At 50.3% G+C, this 13,129-nt stretch carries 13 protein-coding genes; 8 read left to right on the top strand and 5 right to left on the bottom strand.

The window, feature by feature from the left end; all coding sequences use genetic code 11:
• The coding region (locus E1189_RS24015; protein WP_196221523.1) for a DUF2804 family protein at positions 1 to 145 on the top strand (145 nt) is incomplete at its 5' end.
• A gap of 84 nt (positions 146 to 229) precedes the next feature.
• Here E1189_RS24015 and E1189_RS18875 read toward each other — a convergent pair.
• Positions 230 to 670 carry a phasin family protein gene (locus E1189_RS18875; RefSeq protein WP_155162422.1) on the bottom strand — a complete coding sequence of 147 codons (441 nt, stop codon included), beginning with the start codon at positions 668 to 670 and terminating at the stop codon, positions 230 to 232.
• A gap of 3 nt (positions 671 to 673) precedes the next feature.
• Positions 674 to 2,137, bottom strand: coding sequence for a WS/DGAT/MGAT family O-acyltransferase (locus E1189_RS18870; RefSeq protein ID WP_155162419.1), 1,464 nt, complete (start codon positions 2,135 to 2,137; stop codon positions 674 to 676).
• A gap of 254 nt (positions 2,138 to 2,391) precedes the next feature.
• Here E1189_RS18870 and E1189_RS18865 point away from each other — a divergent pair, with 254 nt between their 5' ends.
• From E1189_RS18865 to E1189_RS18850, 4 genes are read left to right on the top strand one after another with little or no spacing between them, the layout of a single operon-like run.
• Positions 2,392 to 4,515: an ABC transporter substrate-binding protein gene (locus tag E1189_RS18865; RefSeq protein ID WP_230460529.1), complete on the top strand. Its 2,124-nt coding sequence runs from the start codon at positions 2,392 to 2,394 to the stop codon at positions 4,513 to 4,515.
• A gap of 1 nt (position 4,516) precedes the next feature.
• Positions 4,517 to 5,494 (top strand): ABC transporter permease, encoded by a 978-nt coding sequence (locus tag E1189_RS18860; protein ID WP_155162415.1) that lies wholly within the window; start codon positions 4,517 to 4,519, stop codon positions 5,492 to 5,494.
• Between the two features lies 1 nt (position 5,495).
• A complete protein-coding gene (locus tag E1189_RS18855; protein WP_155162413.1) occupies positions 5,496 to 6,872 on the top strand; it encodes an ABC transporter permease in 1,377 nt (458 codons plus the stop codon).
• A gap of 1 nt (position 6,873) precedes the next feature.
• On the top strand, positions 6,874 to 8,478 hold the full coding sequence (locus tag E1189_RS18850; protein ID WP_155162411.1) for an ABC transporter ATP-binding protein: 1,605 nt from the start codon (positions 6,874 to 6,876) through the stop codon (positions 8,476 to 8,478).
• A 28-nt stretch (positions 8,479 to 8,506) separates the two neighbouring features.
• On the opposite strand, the gene exaC is transcribed toward E1189_RS18850, so the two are convergent.
• A complete protein-coding gene (exaC, locus tag E1189_RS18845; RefSeq protein ID WP_155162408.1) occupies positions 8,507 to 10,027 on the bottom strand; it encodes an acetaldehyde dehydrogenase ExaC in 1,521 nt (506 codons plus the stop codon).
• Positions 10,028 to 10,045: 18 nt separating this feature from the next.
• Between exaC and E1189_RS18840 the strand changes: the two genes are divergently transcribed.
• A complete protein-coding gene (locus E1189_RS18840; protein ID WP_329602116.1) occupies positions 10,046 to 10,186 on the top strand; it encodes a helix-turn-helix domain-containing protein in 141 nt (46 codons plus the stop codon).
• Between the two features lie 183 nt (positions 10,187 to 10,369).
• A complete protein-coding gene (locus tag E1189_RS18835; protein WP_155162404.1) occupies positions 10,370 to 10,765 on the top strand; it encodes a YbaN family protein in 396 nt (131 codons plus the stop codon).
• Positions 10,766 to 10,784: 19 nt separating this feature from the next.
• Here E1189_RS18835 and E1189_RS18830 read toward each other — a convergent pair whose 3' ends face one another.
• Complete coding sequence (locus tag E1189_RS18830; protein ID WP_155162402.1) at positions 10,785 to 11,990, bottom strand: alpha/beta hydrolase family protein; 1,206 nt, start codon at positions 11,988 to 11,990, stop codon at positions 10,785 to 10,787.
• A gap of 116 nt (positions 11,991 to 12,106) precedes the next feature.
• Between E1189_RS18830 and E1189_RS18825 the strand changes: the two genes are divergently transcribed.
• Positions 12,107 to 12,769: an HAD family hydrolase gene (locus tag E1189_RS18825; protein ID WP_155162401.1), complete on the top strand. Its 663-nt coding sequence runs from the start codon at positions 12,107 to 12,109 to the stop codon at positions 12,767 to 12,769.
• 25 nt (positions 12,770 to 12,794) lie between these two features.
• On the opposite strand, the gene E1189_RS25625 is transcribed toward E1189_RS18825, so the two are convergent.
• The coding region (locus E1189_RS25625; RefSeq protein WP_230460528.1) for a hypothetical protein at positions 12,795 to 13,129 on the bottom strand (335 nt) is incomplete at its 5' end.

The raw sequence follows: 13,129 nt of genomic DNA, 5'->3' as shown, positions 1-13,129 counted from the left end.
AGAGAGAGATAATTTCCTGATCATGGCCAGCAATTTCAGCCAGATGTTCGGGAGCTTTACCGGCACACTTCGAACCGATGACGGAGAGAAACTGACCGTTAACAATATTTTTGGCTTTGCCGAAGAGCAGTACGCTAAGTGGTAAGCCTCAGCTCTTTTGATGATTTTGGCGAGAAGAAATACGTCAGTCAGTGTCGGAGGAAACCCGACACCGACTCACGTTTATGTATTAAGCCGCTGGCTTCTGTTCAACTGGCTTCGCTACAGCAGGAGCAGGTTTTTCTTCAACCTTAGCTTCTTCCTTAGTTTCTACCTTTTTCGCAGCTGGCTTCTTTGGGGTAATCTTCTTGCGAGGAGCGCGTGCAGGCTTCTTCTCAGTAGCTGCCAGATCTTTTACAGCCTTGGTCAGCTCTTCGATCTGTCCACGCAGTTCGTCCATTTCGCTGACCTCTTCTTCTTTCTGAGCGCCAACGTATTCTTTCAATTTGCTTACAACTTCATCAACCTTGGCCTGCGCCTTGCCCTTGATCTCTTCAACCTGATCAGTGGCACGATCTTTGACTTCTTCGCCGTCCAGAACCAGATCTTCGAACAGTTTACGGCCTTCTTTGCCCAGCTTTTCGTAACGCGCGAAAGCCCCCAGACCGGCCAGCCAAATTTTATCGTACATAACTCATTCCTCCGTTGTAGCCATTCGCTCTTCTTGGGGATGGCTTTGTGGTATCGCTGCCAGAAGCTCCTTCCAGGATTGCTTCAGGCAATCCATATACATTTCAGGGTCTGGCATCATTTTCCGACAACAGGTGATGCTAATGGTGATCACCCCGTTGTAACTGAAAATTACATGGAACAGGCCTGCGGTGTCGTAACTCAGCCCTGCTCCGAAAAACTTCTGTAACTTCGCACCCGTATGGTAAACAGGAAACTGGGGGCCAGGCACATTGGTAATAATGGTGTTAAATAATGGCTTTATATGGCCTGCCAGTTTGTACTTCACCGCACTGCGCATTAGCAGATTAGTCACTGTAGACGGCATCAGGCTGGCAGCATCCATCAGCTCCTGCCCACCGAGATCTTCGCGGGTACGCTTGGCTGCTCTGTTGGCCTTGTTAATGGCCCGCAACCGCTCCAGCGGATCTGCCTCACTGGTAAAAATACGGGGGAACATAAACGACAGATGATTCCCCTGGGTGGCGCCTTTCTGATCATTACGGGTTGGATCAATATTTACCGGTACCATAGCGGTCAGTGATTCATCCGGCAGCTCACCTTTACGCTTAAGATAACGCCGAAGCCCCCCCGAAACCACGGCCATCATCACGTCATTTATGGTCACTTTCGGCTGACTGTTCTTGACCATTTTGACCAACTTCAAATCAAAGCTCATCGCTTCAAACACACGATGAGGGGAAACCTTGCCATTAAAGCGGGTGCGGGGAGCTTTCATCAAATTGCAGGTGGAAGTTTTGGTGAGGCACCGGCTCAAGCCTCCGAGTAAAGGCCTGGCATAACGGGTCATGACACTTCCACGCTTTGCAATACGGCGCATGCCATTCCAACCAGCCCGACTTATTAACTCAATCTGGTTGGGTACGCGATCCACAATCCATGGTTCAGAATATTTGGTAATACTGCGCGCAGGGGTGAGGTCGTGCAGAGCTGCCATGAGCTGCATACCACTGGCGCCATCCACCAGCGCGTGATGCGCTTTCAGGACAATTGCCATTCCACCTTCCGGCACACCGTCTACATTGTCGATTCCTTCAATCACATACATTTCCCAGGGGGGACGATTCATGTCCAGCGGGCGAGCATGCAAGCGGGCGAACTGTATACAGAGTTGTCGCCAGTCACCGGGTTTAGGCAGAGCGATATGGCGTACATGAAATTCAATATCAAAGTCAGGGTCGGCAATCCAGTAAGGGTAATCAATACCCAGTGCCACAGGCACATGGCGGTAGCGCATCATGGGGGCTTTATGAAGACGTGCCTCCAGGTTTTTCATCACTGCTTTAAAGGTTAACTCACCCTCTGGCACTGTGGATGTATCGTAGATTGCCAAACTTCCCACATGCATGGGCGTTGTGCCTGTTTCCATATTCAAAAACAGATTATCAAGCGCAGAGAGCTGTTCCATTGCCAGGCCCGTTTAACTTTGAGTGTTCTTATGAATAGCGTGTTTTTTAACAGCGCGTAGTAATAACGCTGAATGGGCGATCGTGCGTTGATTTAAATCAAACTGTGAAATTAAAGCTAAACTTCAGAAAAAATGAATAATGAATAACAGGTAACACCATGCCTTTTTTGGGGACTCGATACGCTCCAGGCAAAACACTGCTTCTGACGTCTAAGTACCCGGACCATTGCTTTCGCATAATGGTTTGGGGACTTATGGCAGCTCTGCTGTTGAGTCTCGGAGGTTGCTCCCAGCCATGGAATGATCCGAACAGTCTGGAAAAGCCCGGTGAAACCGTTTATTACGGCAGTTACTCCTCTCGCCCCCAGCACTTTGATCCCGCTCGCTCTTACAGCTCAGATGAAACGGTTTTTATCGACCAGATTTATGAAGCCCCCTATCGCTACCACTTCCTCAAGCGCCCCTATGTGTTGGAGCCGGCACTGGCTGAAGCTATGCCCAAGGTCACTTACTTTGATAAGCAGATGCAGCCGGTCACAGTTGATAACAGCACCCTCGCCTTCAGCGTTTACACCATTCACCTGAAAAAAGGGGTGATGTACCAGCCTCATCCTGCACTGGCAAATGACAAGTGGGGAAATGCACTTTACCTGTTCAGCACACCAGAGCAGTCGGCACAGTACGCGACCCTTTATGACTTCCCGGAGAGTGGGACACGGGAACTTGTTGCCGACGATTTTATTTATCAGATCAAACGCCTCTCCGACCCAAAAAACAAATCCCCACTTCTAGGTTTTCTCTCCAACTACATCGTGGGTATGAGTGACTTCAGTGAACAGGTTATGGAGAAAGACCGATCCGGCTGGCTGGATTTACGAACCATTAACCTTGAGGGGATACAAGCGGTGGATGACCACACGCTTACCATCCGCATAAAGGGGCTTTATCCCCAATTCACCTACTGGATGGCAATGCATTTTTTCGCCCCTGTGCCTTGGGAGGCAGACAGGTTTTACCACAACCCCGGTTTTATAGATCGCAACCTGACTCTCGACTGGTTCCCCCTTGGCACCGGTGCTTTTATGATGACACGCAACGACCCCAATCGCGGCATTGTTCTGGAGCGTAACCCTAATTATCGGTTGGATCTTTTTCCCTCAGATGGTGGCAGCGATGCCGGGAAAGCTATGCCGTTTATCGATAAAGCGACGTTCCGGTTAGAGAAAGAAAGCCTGCCGCAATGGTCGAAGTTTATGCAGGGCTGGTACGACCGCTCCGGCGACGATACCCACAATATCAGCTCCAGTAACTTTGACCGGGCTTTTGTAGTATCCGGTGATGGCCTCGAGCTGAGTGAGGAGATGCAAAGCAAGGGCATTACCGTCAGCACGGAAATCAAGCCTTCTATTTTTTACTACGGCTTTAATATGAAAGACCCGGTGGTGGGCGGTTACACCGAAGATAAACGCAAACTCCGCCGCGCCATCAATATTGCACTGAACACAGAAGAGTTTCTGGAAATTTTTGCCAATGGCCGGGGCTTGCCCGCTATGGGCCCTATTCCTCCTGGCATTCCCGGTTATGTGGAAGGTAAGGCAGGCATCAACCCTTATATCTACGACTGGGTGAATGGCAAGCCCAAACGGAAATCCATTGAACATGCTAAACGCCTGCTGGATGAAGCGGGTTATCCCAATGGCCGTAACAAGGCTACAGGTAAACCTCTGATCCTCTATCTCGACACCACGGGTGGCTCCGCAGGGTCAGTGGCCGACTGGCGGCGCAGACAGCTTGAAAAACTGGGCGTCCAGCTGGAATACAGAAGTACCGATTACGCCCGCTTCCGGCAAAAAATGCGTGCAGGTAACACCCAGCTCTTTAGCTGGGGCTGGCTGGCGGATTATCCCGACCCGGAGAACTTTCTGTTCCTTCTCTCCAGCTCCCAGACCAGTGAAGCCTGTCAGTGTGATGGTTCCAATACCAGCAACTACATGAACCCAATGTTCGACCAGCTGTTCGACCAGATGAAAACCATGGAGAACTCACCAGAACGGGAAGCCATTATCACAAAAATGGTTGAACTGGTGCGCCGGGATGGGCCATGGATGGATGGCTACCACGTCAAAGAGTATTACCTGAACAACAGCTGGGTTTCCAATACCCAGCGCCACGGCATTGCCAGAGATACGTTGAAGTACCTGAAACTGGACACCGCTCAGCGTCTGCGTAAACAGCAGCAATGGAATACACCTGTCGTCTGGCCAGCACTTGTCACTTTTGCAGCCGTGTTGTTGCTGATATGGCCGGCTATGCGCGCCTACCGCCAGCGTCAGACCTTGCGGGTGAATCCTAAAAATACTGAAGGAGGACATTGCTGATATGTTCGCGTACATAGTACGTCGGCTGTTTTACACCATTCCTATTTTGATTGGCGTAAACCTGATCACTTTTTTCCTGTTCTTCGTGGTGAATAGCCCGGCAGATGTGGCGCGCGCCCATCTGGGGGAAAAATATGTGACCCAGCAGGCTATTGATAACTGGGTTGCGGAGAAAGGTTATGACCGCCCCTTGATGTTTAACAGCCATGCTCCGGGCACTGACAAGATTACCGACACCATTTTCTTCCAGAAATCTCTCGGGTTGTTCACTTTTGATTTTGGACAGGCGGATGATGGCCGGGATATCACCACTGATGTGCTCACCCGCATGGGGCCAAGCCTCGCTCTGGCGGTGCCCAGTTTTATTATCGGAATCTGGGTGAATATCTGTGTGGCACTGGTTGTGGTGATGTTTCGGTGTACACAGCTGGATAAGGCGGCGGTGGCTTTGTTTGTATCCCTTATGTCTATTTCCGGATTGTTTTACATCATTGGCGGGCAGTACCTTGTGGCTACGGTTTGGCGGCTTGTGCCTATTTCCGGTTTTGAGCCGGGATGGATGGCCTGGAAGTTTCTGGTACTGCCGGTGGTGATTGGCGTCGTGAGTGGTATTGGCTTGGGTGCACGGTGGTATCGCACCCTGTTTCTGGAAGCGGCCGACCAAGACTTTGCCCGTACCGCCAGGGCAAAAGGTGTGAGCGAGCTGGGAGTGTTGTTCAGGCATGTTCTGCCCAACGCCATGCTACCCATTCTCACTGGCGTGGTTGTGGTGATTCCCGCCCTGTTTATGGGCAGCCTGCTGATGGAAGCGTTCTTCGGCATTCCCGGTTTAGGCAGCTATATGCTGGATGCAATTCGGGCACAGGACTTTGCCATTGTGCGCACCATGGTGTTTGTGGGCTCTGTTCTGTACATCTTCGGCCTGATTCTTACAGATATCTCGTACACGCTGGCTGACCCAAGGGTGCGTTTAAACTGATATGGATATCGACAGCATCAAACCCGTTATTCTCTGGACCGATATACTGATCTGGCTTCTGGTGATCAGTCTGTCCACCTTTCTGTTTACCCTGCGCAAGAACCCGGAATCCCGTGCCCAGTGGCGACAGGTGTTCAGCTCCAGGCTGGGTATGGTGACGTTTATTGTCATCATGTCGTACATCGTCCTGGCACTGATTGACTCCCTGCACTTTCGCAAGGTTCTGCCGCCCACTGCGGGGCAGGATGCCAATACAGTGTATTACTCCAATACCGTAAACAGCGTTCTGGATGTCTTATTGGGTGAAATGAGTGAGCGGAAAGAGCGTTCATACTCTGCCCCCTTCTCGCTCAAATCATTCACCAAAGAGAATATGAACGATGCTGAGGGCGTGCTTTATCGCGGTTATCCAGACTTACATCATGCGGGTAGTCATCTGACAGACAAAACCCAGCACAAAAGCGATTTGCTGCTACAAAGCCTGATTGGCATAGCAAAGGGTTTGATTGCAGGCCTGCTCCTTTGCCTTCCTTTCCGACTTGCCTCAAAGCAGAGTGAGCTGCCCTTGTTCACAGGAGTGGTAACCGTACTGATTGTATGTGCAATTCTGGGCTGGATGATTCATGTGGGCAATCTCTACCACGTTCTGGGAACGGACCGCGCAGGCAACGACACCCTTTACGATTCTATTAAGGGCATTCGTACCGGTGTGCTGATCGGCACACTTTCCACCCTGATTATGATGCCCATCGCCATCATCCTGGGAATTTGCTCGGGCTACTTCAAAGGCTGGGTGGATGATGGGGTGCAGTACATCTACATAACTTTGAGCTCAATTCCCGGTATCCTTTTGATTGCTGCGGCTATTTTACAATTTCAGGTGTTTATTAATTTGAACCCCGGCTTTTTTGAGGTGGGGCTGGAGAAGGCTGATGCCCGCTTTCTTGGCCTCTGCTTTATTCTCGGTATTACCAGTTGGGCGGGGTTATGTCGTTTGCTGCGGGCAGAAACATTAAAAATCAGCCAACTCCCTTACGTACAGGCTGCCCATGCATTTGGAGTGAGCCATATCCGCATTATCCGCCAGCATATTCTGCCCAATGTTATGCACATTATTCTGATTACCTTTGTGCTGGATTTCAGTGGATTAGTATTGGCGGAAGCGGTGCTCTCCTATATTGGCGTGGGTGTTGATTCCACCATGCCCAGCTGGGGCAATATGATTAATCTGGCTCGCTCAGAGCTCTCTCAGGAACCAGTAGTATGGTGGAACCTGCTGGGAGCATTCTTCTTTATGTTTACGCTGGTTCTGGCGGCCAATCTTTTCTCCGATCTGGTAAGCGAAGCCTTCAACCCGAAAAACAGGCAGGAGCGTTGAGATGCAGGACGATAAGCAAGCGGTTTTGTCGGTTCGTAACCTCAGCGTTGAGGTCACGAATTCTTCTGCAACACCGGTCTTGAAAGACATTTCCTTCAACCTTTACCCCGGTGAAATCTTTGCCCTTGTGGGAGAGTCGGGCAGCGGTAAGTCCGTCACTTCACTGGCGATGATGCGCCTGCTGCCAGAGGCACTGACAATCACTGGCGGTACCGTTCTCTTCGATGGTCGCGACCTGTTCTGTGCCACTGAAGAAGAAATGACAGCGGTACGCGGCAACCGCATCGCCATGATTTTTCAGGAAGCTCTCACCTCTTTAAATCCTGTAAAAAAAGTGGGTGCTCAGATTGAGGAAACCCTGAAGCTCCACTCTCAGCTGGATACTAAGGAGCGCAGGGCCCGGGTTATAGAGCTACTGGAAGAAGTGGGTGTGCCTCACCCGGAAACACGTATCGACTGGTTTCCCCACCAGCTTTCCGGCGGCCAGCAACAGCGGGTGATGATTGCTATTGCGCTGGCCTGTGAACCGGATGTACTGATTGCCGATGAACCCACAACCGCACTGGATGTCACTATCCAAAAGCAGGTGCTGGACTTAATTCGCAACCTTGCCCGCTCCCGTAAACTGGCGGTTCTGCTGATTACCCACGATATGGGAGTGGTTCGGGAAACCGCCCAGCGCGTGGGAGTAATGTACAGAGGCGAGATTATTGAGGAAGATCCTTGCGAGGACTTTTTCCGTAATCCTCAGCAAGAATACAGCCGTCGTCTGATTAACAGCCTGCCGGATCAGAAGCACTTCCGTGAGGCCTGTCACCCACATCCGCTGCTGGAAGTAAAAGGCTTAAAGGTGCACTTCCCTCAACGTAAAGGCGTGTTACAGCGGATTCACGACTGGACGAAAGCAGTAGATGACATCACCCTCTCCATCGGCAGGGCGGAAACACTGGCTTTAGTCGGTGAATCCGGCTGCGGCAAAAGCTCTACCGGGCACGCCATTCTCAACCTCGCAAGTATTACCGATGGCAGCATCACCTTTGAGGGGCAAACCATCAGCGGAATGTCCCGCACCGCCATGCTGCCTTTGCGCCGCAAGATTCAGGTGATATTCCAAGATCCGTATTCTTCCATGAATCCCCGCATGACCATTCAGCGCGTTATTGAAGAGGGCATGATCAGCCTGAAAATGGGGCTGACGCCTGAACAAAGAGCAGAACGGGTGATCGACCTTCTTCAGCGTGTAAAGTTGGAACCGGAGCACCGCTTCCGCTATCCCCACGAGTTTTCTGGAGGACAGCGGCAACGCATCGCCATAGCCCGCGCCTTGGCCGTGGAGCCGGAAATGATTATCTGTGATGAACCCACCAGCGCACTGGATGTTTCCACCCGCGCCGAGGTGCTGAACCTGCTGCAGGAATTACAGCGGGATTTGGGGGTATCATATCTGTTTATTACCCACGATCTGTCCATCATTCCTCAGCTGGCTCACAGGGTGGCGGTTATGAAAGATGGAAAAATTGTAGAAGTGGGAACAACAGAAGCTGTGCTGACAGAACCTCGTCACAGCTATACAAGGGAACTGCTCAGCGCAGTTCCCCATGTTTGAGATTCACTCCAGTAACCTGAGCACAAAATTAGAAGAAACCCAGCGGATTCACATCATAGCTAACCAGCAGATTCTTGGTCTGCTGATAGTGCTCCAGCGCCATTTTGTGGGTTTCTCGCCCAACACCTGACTTTTTATACCCGCCAAAAGCCGCGTGAGCTGGATAAGCGTGATAGCAGTTTATCCACACCCGCCCGGCTTCAATACTACGCCCCATGCGGTAAGCCCGGTTGATGTCTCGAGTCCATACACCTGCCCCCAAACCGAACTCCGTTGCATTCGCAATAGCCAGGGCCTCCTCTTCGGTCTTGAAAGTCGTGACGCCCACCACCGGGCCAAAAATTTCCTCCTGAAACACTCGCATATCATTAGTGCCTTTCATCAAGGTTGGCTGGATATAAAAGCCTTGATCCCACTCAGTGCCAACAGAGGCACTACCACCACCTATCAGGAACTGAGCACCTTCTTTTCTGCCAATGTCCAGGTAGCTCATAATCTTATCGAACTGCTCCTGTGAAGCCTGTGCACCTACCTGCGTATCAGTATCCAGCGGATTACCGCGTTGAATTTGCTGAGTACGATCCACAACCTGAGCAATAAACTCATCGTAAATTGATTCTTGAATCAAAGCGCGAGATGGGCAGGTACATACCTCCCCCTGGTTAAAGAATGCCAGCACTAGCCCTTCCACACATTTACTCAGGTATTCATCTTCGTGCTGCACCACATCTTCAAAATATATGTTGGGAGACTTGCCTCCCAGCTCAACTGTTGAAGGAATAATATTAGCCGCCGCACACTTCAGGATGTGGGAGCCAACAGGGGTTGAGCCAGTGAAAGCAATCTTGGCAATGCGTGTACTTGCAGCCAGTGCGTCCCCCGCTTCGGAGCCATAACCATTAACGATATTCACGACCCCGGCAGGGAACAGGTCGCCAATCAACTCCATCAAAACAAGGACGGACGCTGGAGTTTGTTCAGCCGGTTTCAGTACCACGCAGTTACCTGCAGCCAAAGCTGGAGCCAGCTTCCAGGCGGCCATCAAAATAGGGAAATTCCAGGGAATAATTTGCCCTGCAACACCCAGTGGTTCATGGAAGTGATACGACGCGGTATTACCATCAATATCCGCTGTTGCACCCTCCTGGGCTCGAATGCATCCGGCAAAGTAGCGGAAGTGATCTACGGCCAGAGGAATATCTGCTGCCAGAGTTTCCCGCACAGCTTTACCGTTGTCCCAGGTTTCCGCTACGGCGAGCATTTCCAGGTTCTGTTCAATCCGATCGGCCACTTTCAACAGGATATTGGAACGCTCAGTCACAGACGTTTTGCCCCAAGCGGCTTTAGCTGCATGAGCCGCATCCAAAGCCAGATCAATATCTTCCGCTGTGGAGCGAGGAACCTCGCAGATAACCTGTCCATTTACAGGCGTGACATTTTTGAAGTAATTTCCTGCAACTGGTGCGACCCAGTCACCACCGATGTAATTCTGATAACGTTCTTTAAAAGTGACAACAGAGTCGATATCACCGGGATTTGAATAGATCATGATCTCACCTTTTGCCAAGTGGCCTGTATGAGCCGTAATAGATTATATGAAGAGATTCGCAAAAACCTCGGCGTCTCCCCGGGGGAGTTTCAGAAGCAACATCGTATGCAGAAAGCGCTTGCACTTCTCAAACAAGGGTACTCCGTTACCCACATCTGAGCCGGGCCTTCGGAGCCTCAGCCATTTCAGTCGTCTATTCCGTAAGTTTTATGGTACCTCTCCAAGACATTACGTCCATTCAATCTGATTTCCAATAAGACGTACACTTTCCCGGAAAGGGCTGTATGAGAAATTCGTTACTGATATGATCGAGGCAGCAGTAAGACAGAGCCTGTTTCCCTGATGTCCAAAACACCACACACTTCATTTTCATTCAAGCGCACCCTGTATTTTATGGGTGGTGCGCTAGCCCTTATTTCCGGAATTATTGGAATCGTGCTGCCGGTTTTACCAACCACGCCCTTTATATTGCTGGCAGCCTGGTGCTTTGCACGCTCCAGTGAGCGGTTTCATACCTGGCTGGTTAACCATCGTCACTTTGGGAAGTTGATTTCGGATTGGGAAAAGTATCGGGGTATCACCCAAAAGAACAAGAACCGGGCCTATTGGGTGATTGCTCTGGGAGCAGCGTTCAGCCTCTACACTATTCCGGTGATATGGGTGAAGCTGCTGATGGTGCCAGTGTTTGCCGGTGTGTTCTGGCACATGTACCGCATGAATACAGTGCCAGAAAAGTGACCTTTAAAGGAGAAGGGCGCTATCTTTTCAAGTGGTTTTGAACAGCAGTATGAACATGCTTGTGAGAGAGCATATGACGCCCCACTACAGGGTCACCGTACTTCCAGCTCTGACCTTCCAGCACAATGCGTGTTCCCAGATTGGTAGCTGCAAAGTGAGAGCTGTATTTATCCAGTCCTAATGGATTACTCACCGGATCGCCTTTAATCATTACCTGGGTGATATTGCCTTTGATCCAATCAGGGTCCAGTGCTCCCTGCCTGTTCAGCTCAGTGAGGGCCGCTTTACCCAGAGCAGCAGCACTGAAGCAATTCGCAGGAAGTTGTTCCATCGCACCCGCATACTGTGCCATTCCTCCACCCAGGGAGTGACCTGTAAGAGACACTTTATCCTGCCCGTTGGGGTCAAAGTGCTCTTTGGCAAGACGAGCCATGTTTGCCGCCTGTTCATAACACTCAGGAATGGATGAACCTATAAAGTTCGCTGCATCCGCCACGGTTTGCCGGAACAGGAGCTTCTTATCATCCGGAAAGGGCAGTTTCTGCCCGGCGGTAGTGCCACCAAAAACAATCTTCACCTGCCCGGTTTTGCCATCCTTAAACACCGTAGCAACAAACCCGGTTTTGGTATCGTAAATCAGCCCACTGCCCTGCTTCAGGCGCCCCTCAAACTGCTGACTTTGATTCAGGACACCCATAAATTCTGATAAACCAGAGCCTTCCTCTAACGTAAGCTGAGAGAAACCCTCGGGGTTCTTAGCTTCTTGTGCTAATAAACCGCCATCAACCTTATGGGCTTGATCCACTTCTTTATCGTTATGCTTATAGGGGTATTGCGCCAGGGCGGAATCGATTGAGATTTGCTTGGCTTTCAGAGGGTTATCTGGCAGTTTATCCTGCTTTGCCCAGAGCGTACTGCGATCAACCCCCTTAAAAGCGGCTTTGGCCGGAGAGTAAGACCCTTTTGAAAAAAACCTTTTTACAGCGGTAGTGAGTTTACTGAACATGCGGGAAGCCAGTGGACGATCGACCTTCTTCGAAAACTCTAAGCTTCTGCCTGCCTTAATGCTGGATTCCAGCCCATTACTGGATACCGCACTGACTTTTCGTCCGGAAGCCAAGGAACCGCTTCCGACTGTTGCGGAATCAGGACTATCCCCCTGGTCAGAGTCAATAGATCTGTAGCCTGTGGGTTCGGGCGTATTTTTGGGGATTTGACTCGGCATAATTCTCTTCCTTGAGCATCAGAACCATTTACTCAGAGTAGATGGCCGAATCCGGTATTGCCTGAACCGTCCAAAGGACTCACAATCAGCAACCACTATTCACTGGAGTACTCTCGTTGCAGACGTATCCCTCAGCCGTTCTATTGGATATGGACGGTACCCTGCTTGATAGCGAATCCCTTTATAAAGAGCTTTGGCAAAAAACTGCCCGGGAGTTTGACATTGACTTGAATGATGCCGTTTACGCCCAATTTATTGGAGCTCGTTATGATCAATGCCTGAAGATGATTCAAAAGCTGGGAGGAGCCAGATTTCACCTGCCCGACTTTCTGAAAGCTCTCTCCCGTTATGAGAAGGGTGTTTTACCACCTGCCAAACCGGGTGCCTTGCCGTTTATTGACTGGCTGGAAGAGAAAGGTATTCCCAAAGCAGTGGTGACATCCTCCGGGTCTGCCAAGACAGAACAAAACCTCAAAATTCTTGGCGGGCGAGAGCGTTTTCAGGCCGTTATCGCCGGTAATGATGTGGTACACCCTAAGCCATCACCAGAGCCTTACCTGCTTGCTTGTGAACAATTAGGGTTCTCCCCTGAGGTAACGATGGCTATAGAAGACTCCCCCACCGGTGCGCGGTCTGCAATTGTTGCAGGGTGTCAGACCGTTGTAGTGCCGGATGTACTCCCTATTCAAAAAACGATTCAGGAGCAAAGCCTGGTTGTACTCAAATCACTCGCACTGTTGCCAGAGTGGATTGATAAGCACTTGTCAACTAATTCCTAATTGAACCTAAGCAGTGCCGCTGGATTCATGTCCAAGTCAGGTCTTGACCTACATATAAGTAATTAACAAGCTGAAGGCCATGTAATCTTGAAATAGTAGTCTTATGTTCCAACGGTGCTGAATTAGAATCCACCACATCCATAAACTTTAAAAAGTCATGCACGTAATTCCCACCACCATCTAAAAAACATTCAGAAACATTTTGGGGTTCCCTTACAAAGTTGTGACCCACCATATAAAACCCACAGTCAAACCCCCATATTGGATTACTAATATCTAATGGCAAATGTAATAGTTCATCATAAAGAGTTGACGAGCAAGCTCTAACCTCTTCCAGGTCATCAACTGAATGACTACAAG

It is taken from the genome of Parendozoicomonas verongulae (genome assembly GCF_009711465.1).
GTDB classification, from domain to species: domain Bacteria; phylum Pseudomonadota; class Gammaproteobacteria; order Pseudomonadales; family Endozoicomonadaceae; genus Sansalvadorimonas; species Sansalvadorimonas verongulae.
This window is presented reverse-complemented; position numbering and strand designations above follow the sequence as displayed.

What these genes read in the sequence shown, in the direction of transcription:
- E1189_RS18835 (WP_155162404.1), top strand. Translation starts at nt 10,370, where the DNA reads ATGTCCAAAACACCACACACTTCATTTTCATTCAAGCGCACCCTGTAT.
- E1189_RS18830 (WP_155162402.1), bottom strand. Translation starts at nt 11,990, where the DNA reads ATGCCGAGTCAAATCCCCAAAAATACGCCCGAACCCACAGGCTACAGA.
- E1189_RS18865 (WP_230460529.1), top strand. Translation starts at nt 2,392, where the DNA reads ATGGCAGCTCTGCTGTTGAGTCTCGGAGGTTGCTCCCAGCCATGGAAT.
- exaC (WP_155162408.1), bottom strand. Translation starts at nt 10,027, where the DNA reads ATGATCTATTCAAATCCCGGTGATATCGACTCTGTTGTCACTTTTAAA.
- E1189_RS18870 (WP_155162419.1), bottom strand. Translation starts at nt 2,137, where the DNA reads ATGGAACAGCTCTCTGCGCTTGATAATCTGTTTTTGAATATGGAAACA.
- E1189_RS18860 (WP_155162415.1), top strand. Translation starts at nt 4,517, where the DNA reads ATGTTCGCGTACATAGTACGTCGGCTGTTTTACACCATTCCTATTTTG.
- E1189_RS18875 (WP_155162422.1), bottom strand. Translation starts at nt 670, where the DNA reads ATGTACGATAAAATTTGGCTGGCCGGTCTGGGGGCTTTCGCGCGTTAC.
- E1189_RS18855 (WP_155162413.1), top strand. Translation starts at nt 5,496, where the DNA reads ATGGATATCGACAGCATCAAACCCGTTATTCTCTGGACCGATATACTG.
- E1189_RS18850 (WP_155162411.1), top strand. Translation starts at nt 6,874, where the DNA reads ATGCAGGACGATAAGCAAGCGGTTTTGTCGGTTCGTAACCTCAGCGTT.